Source organism: Sulfitobacter sp. M39 (genome assembly GCF_021735935.1).
Classification (GTDB): domain Bacteria; phylum Pseudomonadota; class Alphaproteobacteria; order Rhodobacterales; family Rhodobacteraceae; genus Sulfitobacter.
In genome coordinates this window covers 72904-96895 of sequence record NZ_WMDZ01000001.1, presented here as the reverse complement: position 1 = coordinate 96895, position 23992 = coordinate 72904, and the positions used below count along the sequence as shown (strand labels likewise).

The window sequence follows — 23992 nt, the reverse complement described above, 5'->3', positions numbered from 1 at the left end:
AAAAGGGCGCATTGTACCTGACCCCTCGCGCCCTATAACAAAGGTGCAGATCAAAGGACTACAAGACCCCATGACAAACGACAGCGACAAAACCACTCATTTCGGATTTGAAACCGTGGCCGAAGGCGACAAGGCCGGACGCGTGCAGGGTGTCTTTAACTCTGTCGCAAGCAAGTATGACATTATGAACGATGTGATGAGCGTCGGCATCCACCGCGTCTGGAAAGAAGCGATGATGGATTGGCTGGCCCCGCGTGCAGGACAAAAGCTGCTGGATGTCGCTGGCGGCACGGGCGATGTGTCGTTCAAATTTCTGGGCCGCGCGGGATCGGGCCACGCCACTGTGCTGGATTTGACCGAACCGATGCTGGTCGCAGGGCGCAAACGGGCAGAGGCCGCAGCGATGGCCGATAGCCTTGATTGGGTCGTCGGCGACGCCATGGCGCTGCCGTTCGAGGATAATACCTTTGACGTCTATACCATCAGCTTTGGCATCCGGAACGTCACCCGCCCACAAGAAGCGCTGAATGAAGCCTACCGCGTGCTGCGTCCCGGCGGGCGTCTCATGGTGCTTGAATTCAGCCAGCTGCCCAATCCGATGATGCAGAAAGCCTACGATCTTTATAGCTTTAACGTCATCCCCCGCATGGGGCAGATGATCGCCAACGACCGCGACAGCTATCAGTACCTCGTGGAATCGATCCGCAACTTCCCTGATCAGGAAACCTTCCTGGGCATGCTGCGCACCGCGGGCTTCGGGCAGGCGAAGTACCGGAACCTGTCGCTGGGGATCGCGGCGCTTCATTCTGGTTGGAAGATTTAACCCATGCGCGGACCTCATAATATCTGGCGGTTGATCCGCACCGGTGCAACTTTGGAGCGGACCGGCGCGATGAATGTCGTGCTGGACGCCTTTGATGCAACGACCGCATTACGCTTTGTCGCCAAGGCGCTTGGCAAACCGTTCAAGTTTCTGGGCTATGCCGGTGATCCGTCCATGCCGCCCGCGACCCGTGCACTAACCGCGCTTGGCCCTGCCTACATCAAGTTCGGTCAGGTGCTCTCTACCCGCCCCGATGTTGTGGGCGACGAGCTGGCCGTGCAACTGCGCGTGCTGCAAGACAAGCTGCCGCCGTTTTCCATCGAACAGGCCAAGGCAGAAGTCGAAAAAGAGCTCGGCCTGCCGGTCGATGCGATATTCTCTGACTTTAGCGAGCCCGTCGCCGCTGCCTCTATCGCGCAGGTGCACCGCGCCACCATCGCCGAAACGCAGGAAGACGTCGCTGTCAAAGTGCTGCGTCCGGGGATCGAGAAAGCCTTTCGCAAGGATGTCGATGCCTTCTATCTTGCCGCGCGAATGGTTGAACTTTTCTCACCCGGATCGCGCCGCCTACGCCCGATGGAGGTGATCGAACATTTCGATGGTGTGGTGCGGGGCGAGCTGGATCTGCGGCTCGAATCCTCTGCCGCGTCGGAATTTGCAGCGAACACCAAAGGCGATGCAGGCTTCCAACTGCCTGCGATCAAATGGGAATATTCTGCCCGCCGCGTGATGACCCTGGGCTGGGCCGATGGTGTCCCGATGGGCGACAACGCCGCGATTGATGCCGCGGGCCATGACCGTGTGGCGCTTGGCGACCGCGTGTTGCAGCTGTTCCTGAACCACGCACTGCGCGACGGGTATTTCCACGCGGATATGCATCAGGGCAACCTCAAGGTCGCGCCGAATGGCGATATCATCGCCTATGATTTTGGCATTATGGGCCACATCGATGAATACACCCGCCGCGTATATGCCGAGATCCTGTTCGGCTTTATCCGCAAGGATTACAAACGGGTGGCAGAGGTGCATTTCGAAGCGGGCTACGTGCCTGCCGATAAGGATGTCGACGAATTCGCCCGCGCCCTGCGCGCCGTAGGGGAGCCTATCTTTGGCATGGACGCGACCCGCATTTCGATGGCGCGGCTGCTGACCTACCTGTTCGAGGTCACGGAACGCTTTGGCATGGAAACACGGACAGAGCTGATCTTGCTACAGCGCACCATGGTCGTCGTCGAAGGCGTCGCCCGGTCGCTCAACCCGCATATCAACATCTGGGAAGTGTCGAACCCGATCGTGACGGACTACATCTCCAAGTCCATCGGCCCCCGTGCCGTGATTAAGGATCTGAGCAAGACCGCTATGGTCCTCGCTCGTTTTGGCCCGCGCCTGCCTGCGTTGGTCGAAAATGCATTGATCCGGCAGCAAGACGAAACGCCGCCAGAGCGTCCCGCATTCCGCCGGTGGATCATCCTTTCCGCGATTGTCGGGGCGGGGACAGCGACGGGGATTATCGCGATTTTACAGGCGCTCAGCTAGCGCCTGCCATTGACAGCGGGGCATACTGCGGCCCATCTATCCGACATGACGGATAATCCAGACGCTATACTGACGCAACTTCCCGCTCGCCTAAAGGCCGCGCGCACCGCTCAGGGCCTGAGCCTTGATGCGGTGGCCAAGCTTTCGGGCGTGTCGCGGTCCATGGTCAGTCAGATCGAACGCGGTGAAAGCAGCCCCACCATCGCCACCCTGTGGAACCTGACCCGTGCGCTACAGGTGGATTTCGCGGGCCTTCTGGACAGCGCGCCAACGCCCGCGCAGATCGAGGTTTTGCGCGCGGCTGAGGTGCCGACGATCAACAATCTCGGCTCCGGCTGCCGCATCCGCATCCTGTCGCCCCCCGAAGAGGCAGGCAAACACGAGGTTTACGAACTGTTGATCGACGCAGGCGGGATGCTGGACAGCCAGCCTCATACCCGCGGCGCGCGCGAGCATCTGACTGTGTCGCAAGGCACGGTAGAGCTGCGCAGCGGCGACGCCGTCGGCACTGTCCACGCAGGCGACACGGCGCGTTATCCTGCTGATGTCCCACACCGGATCGCTGCAACGGATGGTCCTGTGCGGGCGTTTCTGGTGGTGCAAGACGCCTGACCGTTTGGGCTATGATGGAGAAATCCACGATATAGGAAAAAATCCGCTATAGGGGATATCCTCTATTTCGGAATTTCGTCCACTATGATAGAATGCCTGCAGAAAAGGAGTTCTATCATGACCCAAGCCTACCTAGATCACGTCAACGCCACCCTGTCCGGCATCGCGGCAGACGGTATGATGAAGCAAGAGCGCATGATCACCTCGCCCCAATCCGGTGAGATCACGGTGGGCGGGCGTCAGGTGATTAACCTTTGCGCAAACAACTACTTGGGGCTGGCAGATCACCCCGATCTGATCGCCTCTGCCCGCGATGCGATGGACCCTAAGGGGTTCGGGATGGCTTCTGTCCGCTTTATCTGTGGCACACAGGACATCCACCGCGAGCTGGAACAAAAGCTGGCGGCCTTCCTCGGGAAAGACGATTCTATCCTCTTCGCGGCGTGCTTTGACGCCAACGGCGGGCTGTTCGAGCCCCTGTTCGGGCCAGAGGACGCCATCGTCTCGGACAGTCTGAACCACGCCTCAATCATCGACGGCATCCGCCTGTGCAAGGCCAAACGCTACCGCTATGCTAACTCGGACATGGACGACCTTGAAGGGCAGCTCAAGCTCGCCCGCGAGGAAGGCGCGCGGTTCATCATGATCGCGACCGACGGCGTGTTCAGCATGGACGGCTATCTGGCGAAACTGCCCGAAATCACCAAACTGGCCGAAAAGTACGAAGCGCTGGTGATGGTCGACGACTGCCACGCGACAGGCTTTATGGGCCCGAAGGGGGAGGGCACTCCAGCGCACTTCGGGGTCGATGTGGATATCCTAACGGGCACCTTGGGCAAGGCGCTTGGCGGGGCCATCGGCGGCTATATCGCAGGGCCGCAGCCGGTGATCGACCTACTGCGCCAACGCGCGCGGCCCTATCTCTTCTCGAATTCACTGCCGCCGTCGATTGTCATGGCGGGGATCAAGGCGCTTGAACTGGTCGAACAAGGCGACGATCGTCGCAAGCAACTGTTCGAGAACGCGAAATACTGGCGCGAAGGGCTGACCACCCTCGGCTTTGACCTGCTGCCCGGTGAACATCCGATCATCCCCGTGATGCTGGGCGAGGCGCAGTTGGCGCAGGATATGGCTGCGCGCCTGTTCGAGGAAGGCGTCTATGTCAGCGGCTTTTTCTTTCCCGTTGTGCCCCGCGGTCAGGCCCGCATCCGCACCCAGATGAATGCCGCGCTGACCCGCGATGAGCTCGATCGCGCGCTCGAAGCCTTCAAGGTGGCGGGCAAAGCCTGTGGGGTTCTGTCATGAGCAACGAAATGAAGGCATTGTGTAAATCCGAGCCCCGCGAGGGGCTGTGGATGACCCGCGCGCCGGTGCCGGAAATCGGGCCTGATGACGTGCTGATCAAGATCAACAAAACCGGCATTTGCGGCACGGATATTCACATCTGGAACTGGGATGAATGGGCGCAAAACACCGTGCCTGTCCCGCTGATCACCGGCCATGAATTCGCCGGAGAGATTGTGGAACTGGGCCGCAATGTCACGGATCTGACCATCGGGCAGCGCTGCTCGGGCGAGGGGCATCTGATCGGAAAAACCTCGCGCCAGTCGCGGTCCGGCAAGTTCCACCTTGATCCCGCCACGCGTGGTATCGGCGTGAATGAACAAGGTGCCTTCGCGCAATATCTGCGGCTGCCCGCGTTCAATGTCGTCCCGCTGCCCGACACGATCTCGGACGATATCGGAGCGATCCTCGACCCGCTTGGCAATGCGGTACACACCGCGCTGAGCTTTGATCTTGTGGGGGAAGATGTGCTGATCACTGGTGCAGGCCCCATCGGTATCATGGCCGCAGCGGTCGCGCGGCACGTCGGCGCGCGTCATGTGGTGATCACGGATGTGAACCCCGCCCGGCTAGAGCTCGCCGCTAAGGTCGCCGATGTCGTGCCCGTGGATGTGCGTCACGAGGATCTTGCCGATGTCATCGCGCGGCTGAAGATGAAACAGGGCTTCGACGTCGGGATGGAGATGTCGGGCAATCAGGTCGCGCTGGACCAGATGGTAGAGGCGATGACCATGGGCGGGCGGATCGCGATGCTGGGCATCCCGCCGGGTAAATCGCCCGTCGATTGGTCGCGCATCGTGTTCAAGGCGATCACCGTCAAAGGGGTCTATGGCCGCGAGATTTTCGAGACGTGGTACAAGATGATTGCCATGCTTGAAAACGGCTTGGACGTGCGTGAGATCATCACCCATCGTTTTGACGTCGACGACTTCCAGACGGGGTTTGCGACGATGAAATCGGGGGCCTCTGGCAAAGTGGTGCTGAACTGGACCGGCGCGTGATGCGTCGGGGTCAGCGGTAGGGGTGAGCCTGTAGGGGCGCTGCCCCCGCAGCCTTTGGCTGCTCCCCCGGGATTTAGGCCAATTGGAAGCAGGCAAAAAAAAGCGCCCCCGGTGATGGGGGCGCTTTGCGTTTCTTTGATGCGCTGAGGGTCTTAGGCGACTTCGAATTCGAGCTCTTTGACCTGTTTGAACAGACCTGTATCACGCAGGTCTTTCAGCGCTTTCTCGGGCAGCGGGCCGTCAATATAGAGCAAGGCAATCGCCTCCCCTTTGGCGGTGGACCGGCCGAGGGTGAAGTTCGCGATGTTCACGTCGTTCGCACCCAGGGTCTGACCCAGCGTCCCGATGATGCCGGGCACGTCGTTGTTGGTGGTGTAGAGCATATGCGCTCCAACTTCGGCTTCGATATTGATGCCTTTGATCTGGATGAAGCGTGGTTTGCCATCCGAGAACACGGTGCCCGCGATCGACCGTTCCCGTTTCTCGGTGACAACGGTCACTTTCACATAGCCGTCGAAGACACCGGATTTGTCCTGATTGGTGGTGCTGATCTGGATGCCTTTTTCGCGCGCAACAACGGGGGCGCTGACCATGTTCACGTCGGGGTTGGCACGTTTCATGATGCCCGCCACGACCGCGCAGTTCAGCGCGTTCAGGTTCATCTCGGACACCTGACCGTCGTAAAGGATGTTGATCGCCTTAACGGCTTCATCCGTCATCTGGCCAATGAACGCCCCAAGGTGCCCCGCCAAAGTGATCCACGGGCCCATGACCTTTGCCTCTTCGGCGGTGACGGAAGGCATGTTCAGGGCGTTTGTGACGGCACCGGTCAGCAGGTAGTCGGACATTTGTTCAGCGACCTGAAGTGCCACGTTTTCCTGCGCTTCGGTTGTGGCGGCCCCAAGGTGGGGGGTGCAGACGACGTTGGGGAGGCCGAACAGCGGGTTTTCGGTCGCGGGCTCTTCTTTGAAAACGTCGAAGGCTGCGCCAGCGACATGGCCGGATTTCAGCGCTTCGGCCAATGCTTCTTCGTCGACCAGACCGCCGCGGGCACAGTTGATGATCCGCACACCTTTTTTGGTTTTCGCCAAGGCTTCCTTGGACAGGATATTTGCGGTTTGATCCGTGTAAGGCACGTGCAACGTGATGAAGTCCGCGCGCGCCAGCAGATCGTCCAGCTCGACTTTCTCGACACCCATCTTCTTGGCTTTTTCCTCGCTCAGGAAGGGGTCATAGGCCGCGACTTTCATCTTCAGCCCGCGGGCGCGATCGCAGACGATGCCGCCGATGTTGCCGGCGCCGATTACGCCAAGGGTCTTGCCCGTAAGCTCGACCCCCATGAATTTGGACTTTTCCCATTTGCCGGCATGGGTGGAGGCCGATGCCTCGGGGATTTGGCGGGCAACGGCGAACATCATCGCAATCGCGTGTTCTGCAGTGGTGATCATGTTGCCGAAAGGGGTGTTCATGACGATGACACCCTTTTTCGAGGCCGCATCCTTGTCGATGTTATCGGTGCCGATACCGGCGCGGGCGATCACCTTGAGGTTGGTCGCATTGGCGAGGATCTTTTCGGTCACTTTCGTCGCGGACCGGATGGCGAGCCCGTCGTAATCGCCGATCACAGCGGCAAGCTTGTCCTTGTCTTTGCCAAGATCGGGTTGGAAGTCGACGTCAATGCCGCGGTCTTTGAAGATTTGAACGGCGGCGTCCGAGAGTTTGTCGGAAATAAGCACTTTGGGGGCCATGATTGGCGCTCCTTTTTTGGATAGAAGGGGGGCGTGGGTTAGCCACCCGCCTGGCGCGATCGCCGAGCGGGGAACCCGAAATTAAGCGTTGATCTCGGCTTCGAAAGCCCATTCCAACCAAGGCAGCATGGCCTGGATGTCAGAGGTTTCGACGGTGCCGCCGCACCAGATCCGCAGACCGGCAGGGGCATCGCGGTAGGCGCCGATGTCCAAAGCGGCATCCTCGTCCGCGAGACGTTTCGCGACAGCTTTTGCGAAGGCTGCGCCGTCTGCGATACGGTCGTCATTGAATTTCAGGCAGACCGATGTGTTCGACCGTGTCGCCGGATCAACCGCAAGGAATTCGATCCAGTCATGCGTGTCCACAAAATCGGTGATCGCTGCCGTATTCGCATCGGCGCGCGCGATCAGACCTTGCAGGCCGCCGACGGATTTCGCCCAATCAAGCGCCAGCAGGTAATCTTCTACGCACAGCATAGACGGCGTGTTGATCGTCTCGCCCTTGAAAATCCCGTCGATCAGCTTGCCACCTTTAGTCAGGCGGAAAATCTTGGGCAGGGGCCAAGCAGGCGTATAGTTTTCAAGCCGCTCGACGGCACGAGGGCTGAGGATCAGCATGCCGTGTGCTGCTTCACCGCCCAGAACTTTCTGCCAGCTGAATGTCGTCACATCCAGTTTGTCCCACGGCAGATCCATCGCGAAGGCAGCCGATGTCGCATCGCATAGTGTCAGCCCCTTGCGGTCGGCGGGGATAACATCGCCCGTTGGGACGCGCACGCCAGAGGTTGTCCCGTTCCAAGTGAAGCACACGTCGTTGTCGTAGTTCAACGCCGACATGTCGACAATTTGACCGTAATCCGCGGTATGTACCGTATGCTCGATCTTGAGCTGTTTCACGGCGTCGGTCACCCAGCCTGCGCCGAACGATTCCCATGCGACCATTTCCGCAGGGCGTTCGCCCAGCAAGGACCACATCGCCATTTCATAGGCACCAGTGTCAGACGCCGGAACGATGCCGATCTTATAATCGTCAGGCACGCCCAGAATTTCGCGGGTGGTTTCAATTGCTTCAAGCAATTTCGCTTTGCCCGGTGCCGCCCGGTGGCTACGCCCCAAAGGCGCGCTTGCAAGCTTTGTCAGGTCATAAACGGGGGGTTTGGCGCACGGGCCAGAGGAAAAGCGCGGATTCGTGGGCCGCGCGGTCGGTGTCGTAATAGCCATGTAGCTACCCTTTCAGATAAGCGCCCTTCGTTGGGGAAGGGTGTCCCACGTGCTGGAATACGCGGCGGCAATGGGCGCGGCAAGCCCCCAAATCAAGCAAGATTGATGCAAATGCTGGCTAATTAGCTGAACCACCAGGTGATGTTTCCTATTGGAGACAACTTAGGGAGAGGGCGCTTCGGAATTAACTTCATGTTCATCCGTGGCTGGCAGAACGAAAGCCAAGCTGATTCTGATGTTGAAGGACCTATGCCCGAACCGCCCCTGCGCCATATCTTGATCGTGGTTGAAAACCTGCCTGTGCCGCTTGATCGCCGGGTCTGGTTGGAAGCGACGACTTTGGTCCGCGCGGGCTACCAAGTCTCTATCATTTCGCCCACGGGTCAGGGATGGGTTGCACCGTTTGAACGGCGCGAAGGCGTGGATATTTACCGATACCCGGCTGCTCCTGAAACCGGGGGCGGCGCGGTTTCATATGCAAGGGAATATGCCAGCGCGATCTGGCATTGGTTTAGGCTCGCGCGGCGTATTTGGCGGCAAAACCCTTTTCAGGCGATACACGGGTGCAATCCACCTGATCTGATCTGCCTTCTTGCCATGTGGTACCGACGTAAGGGCGTTTCTTATGTGTATGACCAGCACGATGTCTGCCCAGAACTTTTTGTGGCCAAATTTAACAGGCAAGGCGTAGGTTACGGCATCATGCGAAAGTGTGAACTGCTCAGCTACGGTACCGCATCGGTGGTGATATCACCGAATCAAAGTTTTCGCGATATTGCTATGGCTAGGGGCGGCAAACGTGCCAACGATATTTTTATTGTCCGATCCGCGCCGAAGCTGACAGATTTTATCCCGGGGGCAGGTGTGCAAGCATACCGACGCGAGGGCGTGGTTCTGCTTGGCTATGTCGGTGTGATCGGGCAGCAAGAGGGAATGGACCTATTGCTCTGCGCAGCGGATCACCTCGTGACATTCTTAGGTATTCGGAACATCCATTTCTTGATCATCGGTTTCGGTCCCGCATTGCCCGATATGAAACGACAGGTGGATGACCTTGGGCTAGGGTCCTATTTCACTTTTACTGGCGCGCTTTATGGGCGCGCTTTGGTAGATGCATTGAACTCGATGGACATTGGTCTTGCGCCGGACCCGTGCAATGCGATGAACGACATATCATCAATGAACAAAGTGGTTGAATACATGGCGCTGGGCAAACCGGTTGTTCAATTCGATCTGACTGAAGGCAGGCGTACCGCGGAAAATGCGTCTCTCTACGCTGCTTCGAATGATCCAGTTCGATTTGCCGAGTGTATTAAACAGCTCATCGACAACCCGTCTTTAAGAGCGGCGATGGGGAAGGCCGGGCGCGCGAGGGTCGTGAATGCGCTGGCATGGTCTTCGTCTGAGCCGCATCTCTTGGCGGCATATACGCGGCTTTGCGACAAGCGCATGTGCTGAGCAGCCGGCGCAAACCATAGTTTACCTTAAATTACATGATGCAGTGTCGCGGGTTGATCGCCGTCCTGCCGGTTGGAGCACGTCATGATGAACGGCTCTTCTACACACTCATTCAAATTGGATCTTTTTTCTTAACTCCGTAGTAAGGCTATCACCCTAACCATTGATTCATCGACCTTTCCCCAGGCCTTAGCCGAAGAAGGAGTTTCCGGTGTATCAAAGTAATGCCCTAAAGCAGCACGTTTATCCCAGTTCACATGTGAGGCAGGGCAGTGATCTTAATCGGTCGTTTTACCGCCTGTATGGTAAACGCTGCTTTGATGTCGGCTTCTGCTTTTTGTTCGCACCGATGGTATTTTTATTAATCGGCGTTGTTGCGTGTGTTGTTGCGGCAACTGGGCAGCCACCGTTTTTTACTCAAGAGCGGATCGGGAAAGGGGGCCGGGTATTTAAAATGTGGAAAATTCGAACCATGCGACCCCATGGTCAGAACGATTTGCAAGACTACTTAGCACGGAACCCCCAAGCTCAGGCTGAATGGCGGCGTAGCCAGAAACTGCGGCATGACCCGCGGGTTACTAAGGTGGGGCGGTTCTTGCGGTGTACATCGCTGGATGAGTTGCCGCAGTTCGTGAACGTCCTGAGTGGAGAGATGAGCCTGGTTGGCCCGCGTCCAATGTTGGTGGTCCAGAAAGCGCTTTATAAGGGCGAAAAATACGAGAGCCTGCGGCCGGGGATCAGCGGAAACTGGCAAATTTCTTCACGAAATAGGGCGAAATTTTCCGAGCGGGCAGATTTTGATAATCGATATTTCGGGGCGCTGTCACTGGCTGAGGATTTACGGATTTTAAAGGCAACGGTGGGCGTCGTTCTGCGCGCAACGGGGTGCTGAAGTTGCAGGTGGGGGGCGTGCCACAGTTAAGCCTCAGCGCACCTGCCCTTAGTGTCGTGATCGTCAGCTACAATACGCGGGAATTGACGCTTAGGGCGATAGAAACGCTGTATGAACATACGCAGTTGACTCAATTTGAGTGTATTGTTTGGGATAACGCCTCCTCTGACGGTTCGGCAGACGCGATAGCTGCGGCGTTTCCGCAGGTCCGGTTGGTCCGCTCGGCACAGAATCTGGGCTTTGCGCGCGCGAATAACCTTGCCGCGCAGCAGTGTTGCTCGGACTATTTACTGTTGCTGAACCCTGATACCGAACTTCATACCGATGCGGTCGATCAGCTCATCGCCTTTGCGCGGGAAAAACCGCAGGCCGGGATTTGGGGAGGGCGTACCATTTTTGCTGACGGGTCGCTTAACATCGCGTCTTGTTGGGCGCGGCCCACCGTGGCCAGCCTGTTGTTCAAAGCGACCGGGCTCAGCACTGCATTTCCGCGTAGCGCGGTGTTTAACCCCGAAGCCTACGGGCGCTGGCCGCGGGATTCTGAGCGCCAGGTCGATATCGTTGTGGGGTGTTTTCTGTTGATCGACCGGTCCTTGTGGCATCAACTGGGCGGGTTTTCGGAGAAATATTTCATGTATGGCGAGGATGCCGATCTTTGCCTGCGCGCGATTCACTTGGGACATCAGCCGTTGATCACGCCGAAGGCGCAGATCGTGCATCATGTCGGGGCCTCTACCACGGTGACAGAGGCAAAGGCGATCGCGGTGATGACGTCGCGTGCGTCATTGGTCCGCGATCACTGGCCGGCGTGGCAACAGGGTGCTGGGGTTTTTCTGATGTGGCTTTGGTCGGCGCTTCGGTATTTGGCCACGCGGCCGTTCGTGGCTTCGCTAAATACCCAAAGACGGGCGCGGGCGGCACATTGGGCGGCGGTCTGGGCCGCCCGCAAGACATGGCTACGGGGGTATGATCATGCATAGCGTTGCAACATTTCCTTCGCCCAAAGCGTCGGAGAATACCGTTCGACATCGTGGATCCGCGCAGGGGCAAAGCGCCCCAAGTAGCCAGAGGTGACAGAGAAGGTCGAGCGGCGGGAATAGATCAGGTGATCACAACGCGACAATTGCCACATGTCGATCAGGGCATTTTCAGCCTCTTGCAGCGGGTTGCATGTTGTATCCGGCCCATGCAAACGCGCGCCGGCAGGGGCTAGCCGTTTGGGATGGGTTATGACCCTGTCGAACGCACGCTTCAAACGATCCTCGATCTCGGCATTGTCCGTCGCAAGAAAGATGGTCGCGGTCGGATGGCGGGCCTTTAGCTGCTCCAGGGTCTTTAGCACCGGGCCAAGCGGGATTTTTCGATCGGTGAACCTGATATGAACCCCGATGCTTGGCAGTTTTGCCGTGGGGCGCATTTGCGATAGCGCATGGCGTACCCGTGCGTTGGGGGTAAAATAACGCCCAAGATAATCGGCGAAAATCTCGCGCTCCCCCCGTTTGGCAAAGCGTGTATCCCGGCGCATATGCTGCCGCATGCGGCCCAGCTTTGGCAGGTAAGACCAATAGACCGCCACCGCCTGAGGCTGGTCCAACCGCTTGAGGTCCACGCAAAGGCGCCGATAGCCCCACGGGTTTGAATGTGACTGCGGCATATAGGTGTCGATCATGTCTTGGGGTTGGCGGTGCAGATTGCCAGCCCAGATCGCGGGGCAGATATCGGCCCCGTCATCCATCGTGGCACCCCCAATCGCTTCGTCCCCGATCGGCGACTGGAACAGCAGAGGATAAGCGTTTTCGCCAAGCGGCGCATAGCTGCCGTCGCGCCAGTCGATCACTGGTTTGCGGCCGGATAGATCGGCGTAAACCAGACCCGAGATCGCCGACAGGATGCGGTTGCCCAATCCGCCTTTTCCCTTGATCACCAGTGTTTTTGACTGCATCCGTCGAAACACACCTTCTGCTTGTCGTTTGACGCTCACCATCGCGCAGATGTCTTTCCAAAGTCTTAACCGGTCTAGGGAAGACACCGGAATCTGCAGCGAAATCGAATAAAATCCATATCACCGCTTGACCTTCCATTAACTGGAAGCCCTATCTGAGGGGCAAGACACCCCAAGGAGACGGCTGATGGGCGATGTAGTTGCGATAAATTTTGGCATTGGTGGTATGAATTGCGCCTCTTGCGTGGGGCGGGTCGAGACCGCGCTTGGGCGCGTGGAGGGTGTGCAGGACGCCCGCGTGAACCTCGCCTCGGAAACGGCGTCGCTGCAGGTGGCATCGGGTTTCGACCCCAAGGATGCCGTCGCCGCGCTTGCGACCGCAGGCTACCCCGCCACCGTGCAAACGCGGCGCTATGCCATTGAAAACATGTCCTGTGCATCCTGCGTCGGGCGGGTCGAACGCGCCTTGGCGGCCGTGCCGGGTGTGGTCGATGTCACCGTCAACCTCGCCCGGGAAGAGGCTGTGGTGCAGGCGCTTACCGCAGAGCCGGATGCCGCCATTGTGCAGGCTGCGCAAGCCGCGGGCTACCCCGCCACCCCTGTGACGGACACCGCATCTTCCCCCGCGCCGGACCGCAAGGTTGAAGAAGCCGCGCATCTTAAACGTATGACGCTACTGGCCGCGGCGCTGACCCTGCCGGTGTTTGTGCTCGAGATGGGCGGCCATATGATCCCCGCGTTCCACCATTGGGTGATGTCGACGCTGGGGCAGCAGCTTAGCTGGTCGATCCAGTTCGTGTTGACCACCATCGTTCTGGCATGGCCCGGGCGGCGCTTTTTTGTCACCGGCGTGCCAGCGCTGTTGAAACGCACGCCCGACATGAACTCTCTGGTGTTTCTGGGGGCCACGGCGGCATGGTGCTTTTCCACCGTGGCGCTGTTCTTGCCGCAGTTGCTGCCCGCCGGTGCGCAAGCGGTCTATTTCGAAGCCGCCGCGATGATCGTCACGCTGATCCTGCTGGGGCGCACGCTAGAGGCGCGGGCCAAGGGCCAGACGGGTCAAGCGATCCGCAAGCTGGTCGGGCTGCGCGCCAAAACCGCGCGGGTAGAGAGGGACGGCGACGTGTCGGAGATCGCGATTGACGCGATCACCGTCGGCGATCTGATCCATGCGCGGCCCGGTGAAAAGATCGCGGTCGACGGGACCGTGACACGTGGCAGTTCCTATGTCGATGAAAGCATGATCACCGGCGAACCCGTGCCCGTCGAAAAGCTGCCCGACACGCGTGTGGTCGGGGGGACGGTGAATGGCACCGGCGCGCTGGTTTACCGCGCGACACATGTAGGCGCGGATACGACCCTGTCGCAGATCGTGCGCATGGTCGAGGACGCTCAAGGCGCAAAGCTGCCGGTGCAGGATATGGTCAACCGCATTACCATGTGGTTCGTGCCCGCCGTCATGGCGATCGCCGCGGCCACCTTCCTTGTTTGGCTGGCGTTCGGGCCGCAGCCGTCCTTGGGGCACGCGCTGGTGGCAAGCGTCGCGGTGCTGATCATCGCCTGCCCCTGTGCGATGGGGCTGGCTACGCCGACCTCTATCATGGTGGGCACGGGGCGAGGCGCCGAGATGGGCGTGCTGTTCCGCAAGGGGGACGCACTGCAGGTCTTGGCCGAGGTCGATACCATCGCGCTTGATAAAACCGGCACGCTGACCGCCGGTCGACCCGAGGTGACGGATCTGGATGTCTTCAACGGCTGGTCGCAGGCTGATGCGTTGCGGCTCGTTGCGTCGGTCGAGGCGCAGTCAGAGCACCCGATTGCCAGCGCCATCCTGCGCCATGCCGAAACACAGGGGCTGTCGCTGGCAGCGGTGACCTCTTTTGCCTCGCAAACCGGCCACGGTGTACACGCCGAGGTCGAGGGGCGTCGCGTGCTTGTCGGGGCGGACCGTTTCATGGAGGCCGAAGGGGTCTCTCTCGCCGCGGCAGAGGGGCGGTCGGCAGCATGGGGGAGCGAGGGCAAGACACCGCTTTTCGCCGCCGTCGATGAGGAGCTTGTCGCGATGATCGGCGTCGCCGACCCGATCAAGGAAACGACGCCCCAAGCGCTGGAGGCACTGCACGAAGCGGGGCTGAAAATCGCCATGATCACCGGTGACAACAAGGCGACGGCACAGGCGATTGCCAACCGCTTGGGGATCGATACCGTGGTCGCCGAAGTGCTGCCCGACGGCAAGGTCGCCGCGCTGGAGGACCTGCAACAGGCGGGCCACAAGGTCGCCTTTGTCGGGGACGGGATCAATGATGCGCCCGCGCTGGCGGGGGTCGACGTGGGTATCGCCATCGGTACCGGAACGGATGTCGCCATCGAAGCGGCTGACGTGGTGTTGATGTCGGGAGATTTGCAAGGGGTGGTGAACGCCCTGCACATCAGCCAGCACACCATGCGCAATATCCGCCAGAACCTCTTCTGGGCCTTCGGCTATAACGCGCTGCTGATCCCCGTTGCAGCAGGTGTGCTTTATCCGCTGTTCGGCCTGCTGCTTTCGCCCGTGCTTGCCGCCGCCGCCATGGCGTTGTCGAGCGTCTTTGTCCTGTTCAACGCCCTGCGCCTGCGGTGGATCGCCGCCGCAGCACCCGCCTAATTCAACGAAAGGAGACGTCTATGAACATCGGTGACGTGTCGAAAAGCGCAGGTCTGCCTGCCAAGACCATCCGCTACTACGAAGACATCGGACTGATCACGCCCGCGCGTGACACCAACGGGTACCGCAGCTTTTGCGACAGCGACGTGCACAAGCTGACGTTTCTGGGCCGTGCGCGGGCCTTAGGCTTCACGATCGAGAATTGCCGCGACCTGCTGGCGCTTTGGGATGATCAGGACCGCGCCAGCGCTGACGTGCGTGCCATCGCCCAGCAACATTTGGCGCAGATCGAAAGCAAGATCGCGGACCTGCAAGATATTCGTCAGACCTTGACCCATCTGGTGCACGAATGCGCTGGCGATGACCGCCCCGATTGCCCGATCTTGCAACGGCTCGAAAAGCTGTAGCGCGCGTCTACCGGCGCAGCAGGTAGATATCCATGATCCAGCCATGGGCGGCGCGGGCCTCTGCCCGCGTTGCGATGATGCGGTCGCAGACCTGATCCAGCGGGCCCGCGATGCGACGCTCGTTCGGCATGCCGGCGTAGGCGGTCCACCAGATGTGCACGTCGCCGTGCTGCCGCAACACCTCGAAGGCGCAGGTGCCGTCCAGCATGACGGCAATCGTATCCACACCCTGCGGCCAGCCATGATCGCGCAGCTGCCGTCCGGTGGTGATCGTGACGGGATTGCCGATGGTGTTCAGCGGGATCGCATGGCCCGCCGTCAGTACCTGAAGAGAGGTAATCCCCGGCACGACATCGACGGTGAGTGTGACGACCTTTTGCAACCGCTCCGCAATGCGCAGGGTGCTGTCATACAGCGACGGATCCCCCCAGACGAGGAAACCGACACGGCCGCCTTGGGGCAGGGTGCGCTGCATCTCGGCCAGCCAGACCTGCGCAATGGCATCGTGCCAATCGTGGACGCCCGCGTGATAATCAGGGTTGGCGGCGTCGCGTTTGGGCAGGGTGAATTCGTGAATATCAGGCCCGTCCGACCGCAGCACTTGGGTGCAAATCTCGTGCCGCAGGCCAGCCAGATCATCCTTGCCCGCGCCCTTGGACGGAATCAGGATCACATCGCAGGCATTCAGCGCGTCGATGGCTTGTAATGTCAGGTGTTTGGGATTGCCGGACCCGATGCCGATCAGTGAAAGCGTAAACATCTTGAGGCTCCGGCAGGGGGTAACGCGGCCCGTAGAGTAGGGGGCCGCGTCGGGTCTTGGATTATTCAGCGGCAGTCTGTGTCAGACGCTTGGTGAACAGCGCGCTGCCCGCGAAATCGCGCAGGGTTTTCGCGGCGGCGAGCACGGCCAGATCCACCAGCGGCTCGATCAGGATGACCATCATATAGGCCCCGCCAAAGCTGGCCACAGCGGCGATGTTGCTGGCGGCAAAGCCCTGACCGTAGATGGCCCAGAACGCCACCCAGCCCACAACGCCCGCCTGAAACGCGGTCGACAGCTTGAGCGCTTGAACATAGGTCAGATCAACATAGGCGGTGTTGGGCGCGATGATGCGTTTGGCCAGCGCCGAGACCATGAACAAGGGCACCAGCAGCGTGGTGACGTTCATCGTGTATTGCGGCAGGTCGATGGGGGCAAAGAACATGCCCTGCGCCAGCAGACCAAGCGCCAGACCGGCAGCCGCAGGGGCCACGCCGAACAGCAGGAACAGGGTCGAGCCGAGGATCAGGTGCACTTCGCTCACGCCCACGGGGAAATGCGGGAAGACCTGAAAAAAGACAAAGGTCAGCGCGGTGGCCACCACAGCCCCGCCCGCAAAAGGCACGACGCCTTTTTCACGGACAGAGTCCATCGCGGTTTTCGCGGTGTAGGCCGCAGCACCGGCGGCGGTGCCATAGGACAGGACCAGCTTCGCGCCGGTCACGACTTCGGGTTCGATATGCATGTTCAGGTCTCCTTGCCGTCTTCCCCGACGGCATGATGTGAAAGCCGCCCCGGGGGGCCGCCAATTGGATCGGGGATCATCCCCATGACGGCAGGTCTCCTGACTTTGTGCGTCCATGCGTGCCGCGCCTTCCCAGGCGATGTGGCCCAGTGGCAATGCGGGTTGCTCTTCACTTACAGGTGCGGGGGCAGTTCCGGATTAGGCACCTTTGCTTTGGCACCGCACCGTATTCCCTTTTCACCCCGATTGCCTGAAGGCGCACGGGGAACCGTCCGGAATAGGTGGTCATTTTCGGGCTGGTTTTGTCAAGTCATCTATTCGGTCAACGGCCCGTAAAGGATCAGCGCTGGCGCTGACGTTGCGGGATCCAGCGGCAGATGGGCAAGGCTTTCCACGGTGTGGCGGCTCAGCTTTTGATCGGGGGTCGATACCGCCTCTGCCAGCAGGGCAGGGGTCGAAGGGGGCAAGCCCGCCTCGATCAGCCGCGCGGCGAAACTGGCGAAGGTGCGCCGCCCCATATAGACGACCGTGGTCGCCGTTGGGTCGGCCAGCGCCGCCATGTTCAGATCTTCGGGCAAAGCCCCCGATTCGCCATGACCGGTGATAAACTGCACCCGCCGCGCGGTCAGCCGCCGTGTCAGCGGGATCATCGCCGCCGCCGCCGCCGAAGACGCCGCCGTCACACCGGGGATGATCTCGAAAGCGACGCCTGCCGCTTTCAGCGCGGTCAGCTCTTCTTCAAGCCGGCCAAACACGCCCGCGTCCCCGCTTTTGAGCCGCACCACCCGCGCGCCGGTCAAGGCGTGTTCGACCAGCAGGCGGCTCACGTGATCCTGCTTCGGAGACAGCCGTCCCGCGCGTTTGCCTACCCCGATCAGATCGGCCTCGGGCGAGACGTGTTCAAGGATCGGACCCGCCGACAGATCGTCGAACAGCACGACTTCGGCCTCTTGCAACCGCTTTACCGCCTTCACGGTCAGCAGCTCGGGATCACCCGGACCGGACGAGACGAAAGAGACAAAACCGCTCATGACGCCCCCGCAATCAGGTGAAAGAAGGTGCCGGTGGCATGGCCGCGCCGCGAGCCTGTCTCGGGCACTTCGGCCCCATTGGCATCGACCACCCGCGCCAGCGGCGTGTCTGGTTGCGACAGGATCGTAGAATAGTGGAATTCATGCCCGCGCAACCGCGCGCCCGCGTCATAGCCGGGGCCGGGTTCGTTCAACGTGGCAAGCCGGTAGCCCAGATGCATCTTGCGCTTCTCATAGCTGGTTTCCAGCCCCAGCAGCCCCGCCATCTGGTGACGCACGCCTTCCTTGTCGACCAAACCGGCTCCCATCGCCATATAACCCCCGCATTCCCCATGCACCGGGCGCGTTGTGGCGAACTGTTGCAGGCCGTCGCGGAACTGCGCGGCAGCGGCAAGGCGTCCGGCATGCAGCTCGGGATAGCCGCCGGGCAGCCAGCAGATGTCGGCGCTGTCGTCCGGTGCCTCATCCGCCAGCGGCGAGAAGGGTAACACCTGCGCACCCGCAGCGATCCAGTGGTCCAGCAAATGCGGATAGATGAACGAAAACGCGGCATCCTTGGCCAAAGCGATCCGTTGACCGGGGGGCGGGGGTAAGACATCTGGCCCGTCAGGAATACTGCGCCCTTGAGCGGCAGAGACGATCAGATCAAGATCGATATGCTGTGTGATGAAATCACCTGCCGCATCCAGCAGCTTCATCAGTTCGGGCTGTTCCTCGGCTTGCACCAGACCCAAGTGGCGTTCCGGCAGCGTGACCGACCCCTGACGTGGCAGCGCGCCCAGAACGGGGATGCCGACTTGCTCCATCCCCAGACGCAGCAGCGCCTCATGCCGGGGGCTGGCGACCTTGTTCAGCACCACACCCGCGACATGCACATCCGGGCGCATCGTCTTGAACCCAAGTGCGGTGGCCGCAGCCGATTGCGCCTGACCCGACACATCCAGCAGCAACACCACCGGCCAGCCCGTCATGGCAGAGATATCCGCGCTCGCCCCGTTCGAGGTTTCCCCCGGTTGCGCCACGCCGTCGAACAGCCCCATCGACCCTTCGATCAGGGCCAAATCACCGCCATTCGCGGTGCCGATCAGATTGCACAACACGCCCGAGCCCATAGCCCAGCTATCGATATTATAGGACGACCGCCCGCAGGCCGCGCGGTGGAAGCCGGGGTCGATGTAATCCGGCCCGCTCTTGAACGGGCGCACGTCGACGCCGCGACGGCTGAGCGCGTTAAGCAGGCCCAGCATCAACGTGGTCTTGCCCGTGCCCGACGCCGGGGCCGAGATCATCAGGCCCTTGGGCAGTTGCGTTGTCTCGATCATTCTGTGCCCTCGGGAAAGCGCGGCTCTGTGCCGACGGGGCGGAAGCGGCGGTCGTAATCGCCAGCGTACAGACAGCTTTCGCGGAACTCCTCTGCCGTCAGCGCGCGGCCCACAAGGATCAGCGCCGTGCGTCCGCGTTCGCCGTCGGTGGCGTCAATCACGCTGCCCAAGGTCGCCCGCACCACCCGTTGATCCGGCCAGCTTGCGCGCCAGACGATGGCGACGGGGCAGTCCTCTCCGTAATGAGGGGTGAGCCGCGCGACCACATCATCCAGCACATGCACCGACAGGTGGATCGCCAAAGTGGCACCCGTGGCGGCGAAATTCTCGAGCGTTTCACCCTCGGGCATGGCCGACGCCCGCCCCGAGGTGCGCGTGAGAACAAGCGACTGCGCCACACCGGGCAGCGTCAGCTCATTCCCCAAAGCGGCGGCGGCAGCGGCAAAGGCGGGCACGCCGGGGGTGATGTCATACTCGATGTCCAGCTCGCGCAAGCGGCGCAGCTGCTCGCCCATGGCGGACCAGACCGACAGATCACCCGAATGAAGCCGCGCCACATCCTGCCCCGCATCATCGGCGGCTTTGATCTCTGCCATGATCTCGTCCAGCGACAGCGACGCGGTATTCACGATCTTCGCATCCTCAGGGCAGTAGGACAGCAGCTCAGACGGGACCAGCGATCCGGCATAAAGACACACAGGGCAGGCCGCGATCAGGTCGCGCCCTCGCAGGGTCAGCAGATCAGGGGCTCCGGGGCCCGCGCCGATAAAGTGAACAGTCATGGGGCAATTCCTTCCGCGATAGCTACGGTGGCCATGCCATTGGGGCTGGTCACACGCAAGGTCGTCAATTTGGCACCGCGACCGGCGACGCGCAATGCGGCGGCCTCGGCAAGTGATCCGGTCCCGAAGCGCGCTTGCACACGCGGCGACACGGTACGCGTCGGGATGTCTGCGATATCGGCTTCCGACAGTTCGATCAGCGGCAACCCCAGACTGTCAGCAAAGCGCCGCAGCGCCGGTGTCACCTTGATCGCGAGGGTCGCGAGCGTGTCCGGCCTGCGCCGCGTCAGCGCAAGGGCCGCGTGTAAATCCGCCTCGGTCGCATCCGCGCGCAATCCTATGCCCGCGACGATCATCGGGTGATGCTCCATTGCAGTTGCGGGCGGCTGGGGTGCCAGCCCTGCATGGTGCCCAAGGGCACCGCCTGCGCCAAGTCAATCCGCAGCAGCTGCCCGCCGTGCATCCCATGCCAGCGGATCAGCAAGGCTTGGGTTTCAAGCGCAACCGCATTCGCCACCAGCCGCGTGCCCGGCGTGATCCTGTGCCAGATCGCCTGCAAGACATCCTCTGACGCGCCACCACCCAGAAAGACCGCAGCGGGCAGGGGCAGATCGGCCAGCGCATCGGGGGCCGTCCCCTGAACGCAGCGCATCCGGCCCGCGAGACCAAAACGGCGGGCGTTCTCGGTGATATTTTCGCAGCGGCTTTCGCGCGGCTCGATTGCGATGGACTGCGCGTGCGGCGCGGCCAGACACCATTCAACAGAGACAGAGCCCGACCCGCCCCCCACATCCCACAGCAGCTCCCCCGCGCGGGGGGCCAGCGCGGCCAGCGTCAACGCGCGCATCGGGGATTTGGTGATCTGGCTGTCATGGGCAAAAAGCGCCTCGGGCCGTCCGGGCGCGTGGCTGATCCCAGCCCCCCCCGACACCGCAATCGCCACCACCACAGGGGCGGCGATGCCGTCCAGTTCAAACGTCGCAGCATCGGCCGCGCGCGCGATTTCACGCGGACCGCCAAGCGCCTCCATCACCGTCAGGCGGGACGCGCCGAAACCCTGCGCGGTCAGATAGTCTGCCAGCGCCGCAGGGGCCGCACCATCGCGCAAAGTGCAGATCAGCCGCGCCCCTGCCGCCAGATGGGGCAGCAACACCTCGAACGGGGCAGCATGCAGGCCAAGGGTCGTGACCTCCTCCAACCGCCAGCCAAGCCGCGCGGCGGCGAGCGTCATGCAGGACGGCGCGGGAAAGCAGCGCCATTCCGACGGGTCCAGCACCTGCGCCAGCGAACCGCCCACGCCGTGCCAGAACGGATCACCCGAGGCGAGCACCACAACCGCACGCCCGCGATGTTCCAACACCGGCTCTACACTGAACGGCAGCGGCCATTCGCGCCCCCGCGCCCCCGCGTCACAAAGCGCCAAATGCCGCGCCCCGCCAAAGATCACGTCGGCCTCTGCCAGCGCCTTTCGGCTTGCATTGGTCAGCCCAGCAAGGCCATCTTCGCCCAGACCAATCAGGGTCACCCAAGCAGCAACAGGATCAGCCATGACGCGCACCCTCATTCTTGGCGGCACGACAGAGGCGTCGAACCTCGCGCGCGCGCTGGCCGACCGTGGTGATGATGCGCTGTTCAGCTATGCCGGACGCACGGCGGCCCCCGTGGCGCAGCCGCTGCCCACCCGCGTGGGTGGCTTTGGCGGCGTGGCCGGATTGTTGGCGTTTATTGCGCAGAACCACATCACCCGTGTGATCGACGCGACCCATCCCTTCGCCGCACAGATGAGCCGTAACGCCCATGCCGCCAGCACGCAGGCAGGCATCCCGCTGGCCGCGTTTGAACGTGCCCCGTGGTCCGAGACTGCCGCCGACAATTGGACCCATCTGCCAAATATCGAAGCCGCCGCCGCTGCGCTGCCGCAGGTGTCGACGCGCGTTTTTCTGGCCATCGGCAAGCAGGCGCTGTCCGTCTTTGCCGACCATCCGCAGCACCATTATCTGCTGCGGCTGGTGGACCAGCCCGCCGCGCCGCTGCCCTTGCCGCATACGACCGTGACCCTCGCCCGCGGACCGTTCGACGTGGCCGGAGATATCGCGTTGCTGCGCGACCATGGGACCGCGCTGATCATCGCCAAGAACGCCGGCGGCACGGGGGCCGAGGCCAAGCTTATCGCCGCGCGCGAACTGGGGCTGCGGGTGCTGATGATCCAGCGCCCCGCGGTGCCCCCTCGCACCACATTTGCGCGGCTCGACGATATCCTGGCGTGGCTTGATCATACGACGGACCGTGGCGTGTAGATATGTGTCCCGACGCGGCGGGTGTCGGCGTTGCCGACGATCACGACCGTGCGCATATCGGCCATCTCTGGCGTCGCTTCGGCCAGCGTGACGGTGCGCAATGTCTCGTCCGGATGGCTGACGTTGCGCGCGAAAGAGATCAAGGTCTCCGGCCCGCAGGCCTCGCGCAGAATATCAAGCACGGTGGCGAACTGATGCGGCCGCGAGGCCGAGCGTGGGTTATAAAACGCCATGGCAAAGCCCGCTTCCCCCGCCAGCCGCAACCGCTTTTCGATCAGCGACCAGGGTTTCAGATTGTCCGACAGGTTGATCGCGCAGAAATCATGCCCCAGCGGTGCCCCCAACCGCGCCGCCGCCGCGAGCATCGCGGTGATGCCGGGCAGGACGCGAATATCGGTCGCCAGCCAGTCTTTCGGGCCTTTCTCCAACGCCTCGAACAGGGCAGAGGCCATGGCAAAGACCCCCGGATCGCCCGAGGATACCACCACCACACGTCGCCCCTCGGCCGCCATCTCAAGCGCATGTGCGGCGCGGTCCAGCTCTACCCGATTGTCGCTTTCATGCAGGGTCAGCCCGTCGCGCGGGGCAATCCGGCGCACATAGGGGATGTAGCCGACAATATCGGTCGCCTCGTCCACGGTGGCGCGCACCTCTGGCGTTACCAGCGCCTCGTCTCCGGGGCCAAGGCCGACAACGCGCACCCAGCCGGTCATGGGCGCCGCCCCTGACCATGCACGATCGCGATCGAGAAATAGGGCACTTCGGCCGGGACTTCCGTCAGCTTTTGCACCGTCTGCCCCGCCATCGTGCCTTTTTCGACCAGCCATGCGTCCTGCAAGCGGCCCGCCTTGGTCAAAGCGCGCGTCAACTTATCAAGGTTGCGCCCGATCTTCATCACCACCAGCGCATCGGTATTGGCGGCCCTTGTGGTCAGTTCTTCTTCGTCCAGCGTGGCCATGAGCACCGTCAGCACATCATCGCCCCAAGTGATCGGATGCCCCGTCGCGGTCCAACAGCCCGACATGCCGGTGATGCCGGGCACGATCTCGACCTCGGCGCGGCCCTGAAGGCGGCTGTGCAGATGCATGAACGACCCGTAAAAGAACGGGTCCCCTTCACATAGCACGATCACATCTTCGGTCTGCGAAAGGTCGGTCAAACGGTCAGCCCAATCGTCGTAGAAGGCCGACAGCAGACGGTTGTATTCTGGATCGCTGAAGTGGATCTCTGTCGTGACGGGGTATTCCATCGCATGTTCCACCGCCGTCTCGGCCATGATGCCGTCCACGATGGTGCGGGCCTGCCCGCGCCGTCCGGGTTTGCGAAAAAACGCGACGTGCTGCGCGCCGGTCAGCAGGCGATGTGCCTTGACGCTCATCAGTTCGGGATCGCCGGGGCCAAGCCCGATGCAAATGACCTTGCCCATC

23 protein-coding genes and 1 riboswitch are annotated in these 23992 nt (G+C 61.5%); of the genes, 11 read left to right on the top strand and 12 right to left on the bottom strand.

What is annotated here, in order from left to right; genetic code table 11:
• Positions 1 to 70 precede the first annotated feature (70 nt).
• The 5 genes from ubiE (at position 71) to tdh (ending at position 5316) form a co-directional block, all read left to right on the top strand.
• Positions 71 to 823: a bifunctional demethylmenaquinone methyltransferase/2-methoxy-6-polyprenyl-1,4-benzoquinol methylase UbiE gene (gene ubiE, locus GLP43_RS00500; protein WP_237277776.1), complete on the top strand. Its 753-nt coding sequence runs from the start codon at positions 71 to 73 to the stop codon at positions 821 to 823.
• 3 nt (positions 824 to 826) lie between these two features.
• The gene (ubiB, locus tag GLP43_RS00495; protein ID WP_237277775.1) at positions 827 to 2359 is read left to right on the top strand and encodes a 2-polyprenylphenol 6-hydroxylase; all 1533 of its coding nucleotides are present in this window, start codon (positions 827 to 829) and stop codon (positions 2357 to 2359) included.
• Positions 2360 to 2404: 45 nt separating this feature from the next.
• Positions 2405 to 2971 (top strand): helix-turn-helix domain-containing protein, encoded by a 567-nt coding sequence (locus GLP43_RS00490; protein ID WP_009825419.1) that lies wholly within the window; start codon positions 2405 to 2407, stop codon positions 2969 to 2971.
• A 117-nt stretch (positions 2972 to 3088) separates the two neighbouring features.
• Entirely contained in the window at positions 3089 to 4276 is a 1188-nt protein-coding gene (locus GLP43_RS00485; RefSeq protein ID WP_237277774.1) for a glycine C-acetyltransferase, read from the top strand.
• Positions 4273 to 5316, top strand: coding sequence for an L-threonine 3-dehydrogenase (gene tdh, locus GLP43_RS00480; RefSeq protein WP_237277773.1), 1044 nt, complete (start codon positions 4273 to 4275; stop codon positions 5314 to 5316). Before GLP43_RS00485 ends, tdh begins: the two co-directional genes overlap by 4 nt.
• Before the next feature lie 152 nt (positions 5317 to 5468).
• Here tdh and serA read toward each other — a convergent pair whose 3' ends face one another.
• Complete coding sequence (gene serA / locus GLP43_RS00475; RefSeq protein ID WP_009825417.1) at positions 5469 to 7064, bottom strand: phosphoglycerate dehydrogenase; 1596 nt, start codon at positions 7062 to 7064, stop codon at positions 5469 to 5471.
• An 81-nt stretch (positions 7065 to 7145) separates the two neighbouring features.
• Positions 7146 to 8285 carry a phosphoserine transaminase gene (locus tag GLP43_RS00470; RefSeq protein WP_237277772.1) on the bottom strand — a complete coding sequence of 380 codons (1140 nt, stop codon included), beginning with the start codon at positions 8283 to 8285 and terminating at the stop codon, positions 7146 to 7148.
• Between the two features lie 192 nt (positions 8286 to 8477).
• Here GLP43_RS00470 and GLP43_RS00465 point away from each other — a divergent pair, with 192 nt between their 5' ends.
• The 3 genes from GLP43_RS00465 to GLP43_RS00455 all read left to right on the top strand — a co-directional run bounded on the left by GLP43_RS00465 (position 8478) and on the right by GLP43_RS00455 (position 11615).
• Entirely contained in the window at positions 8478 to 9743 is a 1266-nt protein-coding gene (locus GLP43_RS00465) for a glycosyltransferase family 4 protein (RefSeq protein ID WP_237277771.1), read from the top strand.
• Between the two features lie 211 nt (positions 9744 to 9954).
• Complete coding sequence (locus GLP43_RS00460; protein ID WP_237277770.1) at positions 9955 to 10635, top strand: sugar transferase; 681 nt, start codon at positions 9955 to 9957, stop codon at positions 10633 to 10635.
• Positions 10636 to 10652: 17 nt separating this feature from the next.
• Positions 10653 to 11615: a glycosyltransferase family 2 protein gene (locus GLP43_RS00455; RefSeq protein WP_237277769.1), complete on the top strand. Its 963-nt coding sequence runs from the start codon at positions 10653 to 10655 to the stop codon at positions 11613 to 11615.
• On the opposite strand, the gene GLP43_RS00450 is transcribed toward GLP43_RS00455, so the two are convergent.
• Positions 11606 to 12577, bottom strand: coding sequence for a NodZ family protein (locus GLP43_RS00450; protein ID WP_237277768.1), 972 nt, complete (start codon positions 12575 to 12577; stop codon positions 11606 to 11608). The two genes, GLP43_RS00455 and GLP43_RS00450, sit on opposite strands and share 10 nt — an antisense overlap.
• A 187-nt stretch (positions 12578 to 12764) precedes the next feature.
• On the opposite strand from GLP43_RS00450, the gene GLP43_RS00445 reads away from it, so the two are divergent.
• Both GLP43_RS00445 and cueR read left to right on the top strand, forming a co-directional pair.
• Positions 12765 to 15221: a heavy metal translocating P-type ATPase gene (locus GLP43_RS00445; RefSeq protein ID WP_237277767.1), complete on the top strand. Its 2457-nt coding sequence runs from the start codon at positions 12765 to 12767 to the stop codon at positions 15219 to 15221.
• A 20-nt stretch (positions 15222 to 15241) separates the two neighbouring features.
• Complete coding sequence (gene cueR / locus GLP43_RS00440) at positions 15242 to 15628, top strand: Cu(I)-responsive transcriptional regulator (RefSeq protein ID WP_005850098.1); 387 nt, start codon at positions 15242 to 15244, stop codon at positions 15626 to 15628.
• A 7-nt stretch (positions 15629 to 15635) separates the two neighbouring features.
• Here the strand turns inward: cueR and cobF are convergent, their stop codons facing one another.
• The 7 genes from cobF to cbiE form a co-directional block, all read right to left on the bottom strand.
• On the bottom strand, positions 15636 to 16388 hold the full coding sequence (cobF, locus tag GLP43_RS00435; protein WP_237277766.1) for a precorrin-6A synthase (deacetylating): 753 nt from the start codon (positions 16386 to 16388) through the stop codon (positions 15636 to 15638).
• A 61-nt stretch (positions 16389 to 16449) separates the two neighbouring features.
• The gene (locus tag GLP43_RS00430; RefSeq protein ID WP_237277765.1) at positions 16450 to 17133 is read right to left on the bottom strand and encodes an energy-coupling factor ABC transporter permease; all 684 of its coding nucleotides are present in this window, start codon (positions 17131 to 17133) and stop codon (positions 16450 to 16452) included.
• A gap of 72 nt (positions 17134 to 17205) precedes the next feature.
• A riboswitch (cobalamin riboswitch) is annotated at positions 17206 to 17419 on the bottom strand.
• 28 nt (positions 17420 to 17447) lie between these two features.
• The gene (gene cobA / locus GLP43_RS00425) at positions 17448 to 18164 is read right to left on the bottom strand and encodes a uroporphyrinogen-III C-methyltransferase (RefSeq protein ID WP_237277764.1); all 717 of its coding nucleotides are present in this window, start codon (positions 18162 to 18164) and stop codon (positions 17448 to 17450) included.
• Positions 18161 to 19486: a cobyrinate a,c-diamide synthase gene (locus GLP43_RS00420; protein WP_237277763.1), complete on the bottom strand. Its 1326-nt coding sequence runs from the start codon at positions 19484 to 19486 to the stop codon at positions 18161 to 18163. Before GLP43_RS00420 ends, cobA begins: the two co-directional genes overlap by 4 nt.
• Positions 19483 to 20268, bottom strand: a complete 786-nt coding sequence (gene cobM / locus GLP43_RS00415) for a precorrin-4 C(11)-methyltransferase (RefSeq protein ID WP_237277762.1) — start codon at positions 20266 to 20268, stop codon at positions 19483 to 19485. The genes GLP43_RS00420 and cobM overlap by 4 nt, the downstream gene beginning before the upstream one ends.
• Entirely contained in the window at positions 20265 to 20624 is a 360-nt protein-coding gene (locus GLP43_RS00410; RefSeq protein WP_005850087.1) for a cobalamin biosynthesis protein, read from the bottom strand. Before GLP43_RS00410 ends, cobM begins: the two co-directional genes overlap by 4 nt.
• Positions 20621 to 21817 (bottom strand): precorrin-6y C5,15-methyltransferase (decarboxylating) subunit CbiE, encoded by a 1197-nt coding sequence (gene cbiE / locus GLP43_RS00405; RefSeq protein ID WP_237277760.1) that lies wholly within the window; start codon positions 21815 to 21817, stop codon positions 20621 to 20623. Before cbiE ends, GLP43_RS00410 begins: the two co-directional genes overlap by 4 nt.
• Between cbiE and GLP43_RS00400 the strand changes: the two genes are divergently transcribed.
• On the top strand, positions 21816 to 22565 hold the full coding sequence (locus tag GLP43_RS00400) for a cobalt-precorrin-6A reductase (protein ID WP_237277759.1): 750 nt from the start codon (positions 21816 to 21818) through the stop codon (positions 22563 to 22565). The genes cbiE and GLP43_RS00400 overlap by 2 nt on opposite strands.
• On the opposite strand, the gene cobJ is transcribed toward GLP43_RS00400, so the two are convergent.
• Both cobJ and GLP43_RS00390 read right to left on the bottom strand, forming a co-directional pair.
• Positions 22541 to 23278, bottom strand: a complete 738-nt coding sequence (cobJ, locus tag GLP43_RS00395; protein ID WP_237277758.1) for a precorrin-3B C(17)-methyltransferase — start codon at positions 23276 to 23278, stop codon at positions 22541 to 22543. The two genes, GLP43_RS00400 and cobJ, sit on opposite strands and share 25 nt — an antisense overlap.
• Positions 23275 to 23991 carry a precorrin-2 C(20)-methyltransferase gene (locus GLP43_RS00390; RefSeq protein WP_237277757.1) on the bottom strand — a complete coding sequence of 239 codons (717 nt, stop codon included), beginning with the start codon at positions 23989 to 23991 and terminating at the stop codon, positions 23275 to 23277. Before GLP43_RS00390 ends, cobJ begins: the two co-directional genes overlap by 4 nt.
• Position 23992 lies beyond the last annotated feature (1 nt).

Bases quoted from the DNA above. Each gene is read 5' to 3' on its own strand.
- ubiB (WP_237277775.1), top strand. From the start codon at position 827: ATGCGCGGACCTCATAATATCTGGCGGTTGATCCGCACCGGTGCAACT.
- GLP43_RS00430 (WP_237277765.1), bottom strand. From the start codon at position 17,133: ATGCATATCGAACCCGAAGTCGTGACCGGCGCGAAGCTGGTCCTGTCC.
- GLP43_RS00485 (WP_237277774.1), top strand. From the start codon at position 3,089: ATGACCCAAGCCTACCTAGATCACGTCAACGCCACCCTGTCCGGCATC.
- GLP43_RS00450 (WP_237277768.1), bottom strand. From the start codon at position 12,577: ATGCAGTCAAAAACACTGGTGATCAAGGGAAAAGGCGGATTGGGCAAC.
- cobF (WP_237277766.1), bottom strand. From the start codon at position 16,388: ATGTTTACGCTTTCACTGATCGGCATCGGGTCCGGCAATCCCAAACAC.
- GLP43_RS00420 (WP_237277763.1), bottom strand. From the start codon at position 19,486: ATGATCGAGACAACGCAACTGCCCAAGGGCCTGATGATCTCGGCCCCG.
- cobM (WP_237277762.1), bottom strand. From the start codon at position 20,268: ATGACTGTTCACTTTATCGGCGCGGGCCCCGGAGCCCCTGATCTGCTG.
- cbiE (WP_237277760.1), bottom strand. From the start codon at position 21,817: ATGGCTGATCCTGTTGCTGCTTGGGTGACCCTGATTGGTCTGGGCGAA.
- GLP43_RS00400 (WP_237277759.1), top strand. From the start codon at position 21,816: ATGACGCGCACCCTCATTCTTGGCGGCACGACAGAGGCGTCGAACCTC.
- GLP43_RS00445 (WP_237277767.1), top strand. From the start codon at position 12,765: ATGGGCGATGTAGTTGCGATAAATTTTGGCATTGGTGGTATGAATTGC.
- cobA (WP_237277764.1), bottom strand. From the start codon at position 18,164: ATGAGCGGTTTTGTCTCTTTCGTCTCGTCCGGTCCGGGTGATCCCGAG.
- GLP43_RS00465 (WP_237277771.1), top strand. From the start codon at position 8,478: ATGTTCATCCGTGGCTGGCAGAACGAAAGCCAAGCTGATTCTGATGTT.
- ubiE (WP_237277776.1), top strand. From the start codon at position 71: ATGACAAACGACAGCGACAAAACCACTCATTTCGGATTTGAAACCGTG.
- serA (WP_009825417.1), bottom strand. From the start codon at position 7,064: ATGGCCCCCAAAGTGCTTATTTCCGACAAACTCTCGGACGCCGCCGTT.
- GLP43_RS00470 (WP_237277772.1), bottom strand. From the start codon at position 8,285: ATGGCTATTACGACACCGACCGCGCGGCCCACGAATCCGCGCTTTTCC.
- GLP43_RS00390 (WP_237277757.1), bottom strand. From the start codon at position 23,991: ATGGGCAAGGTCATTTGCATCGGGCTTGGCCCCGGCGATCCCGAACTG.
- tdh (WP_237277773.1), top strand. From the start codon at position 4,273: ATGAGCAACGAAATGAAGGCATTGTGTAAATCCGAGCCCCGCGAGGGG.
- GLP43_RS00490 (WP_009825419.1), top strand. From the start codon at position 2,405: ATGACGGATAATCCAGACGCTATACTGACGCAACTTCCCGCTCGCCTA.
- cueR (WP_005850098.1), top strand. From the start codon at position 15,242: ATGAACATCGGTGACGTGTCGAAAAGCGCAGGTCTGCCTGCCAAGACC.
- cobJ (WP_237277758.1), bottom strand. From the start codon at position 23,278: ATGACCGGCTGGGTGCGCGTTGTCGGCCTTGGCCCCGGAGACGAGGCG.
- GLP43_RS00410 (WP_005850087.1), bottom strand. From the start codon at position 20,624: ATGATCGTCGCGGGCATAGGATTGCGCGCGGATGCGACCGAGGCGGAT.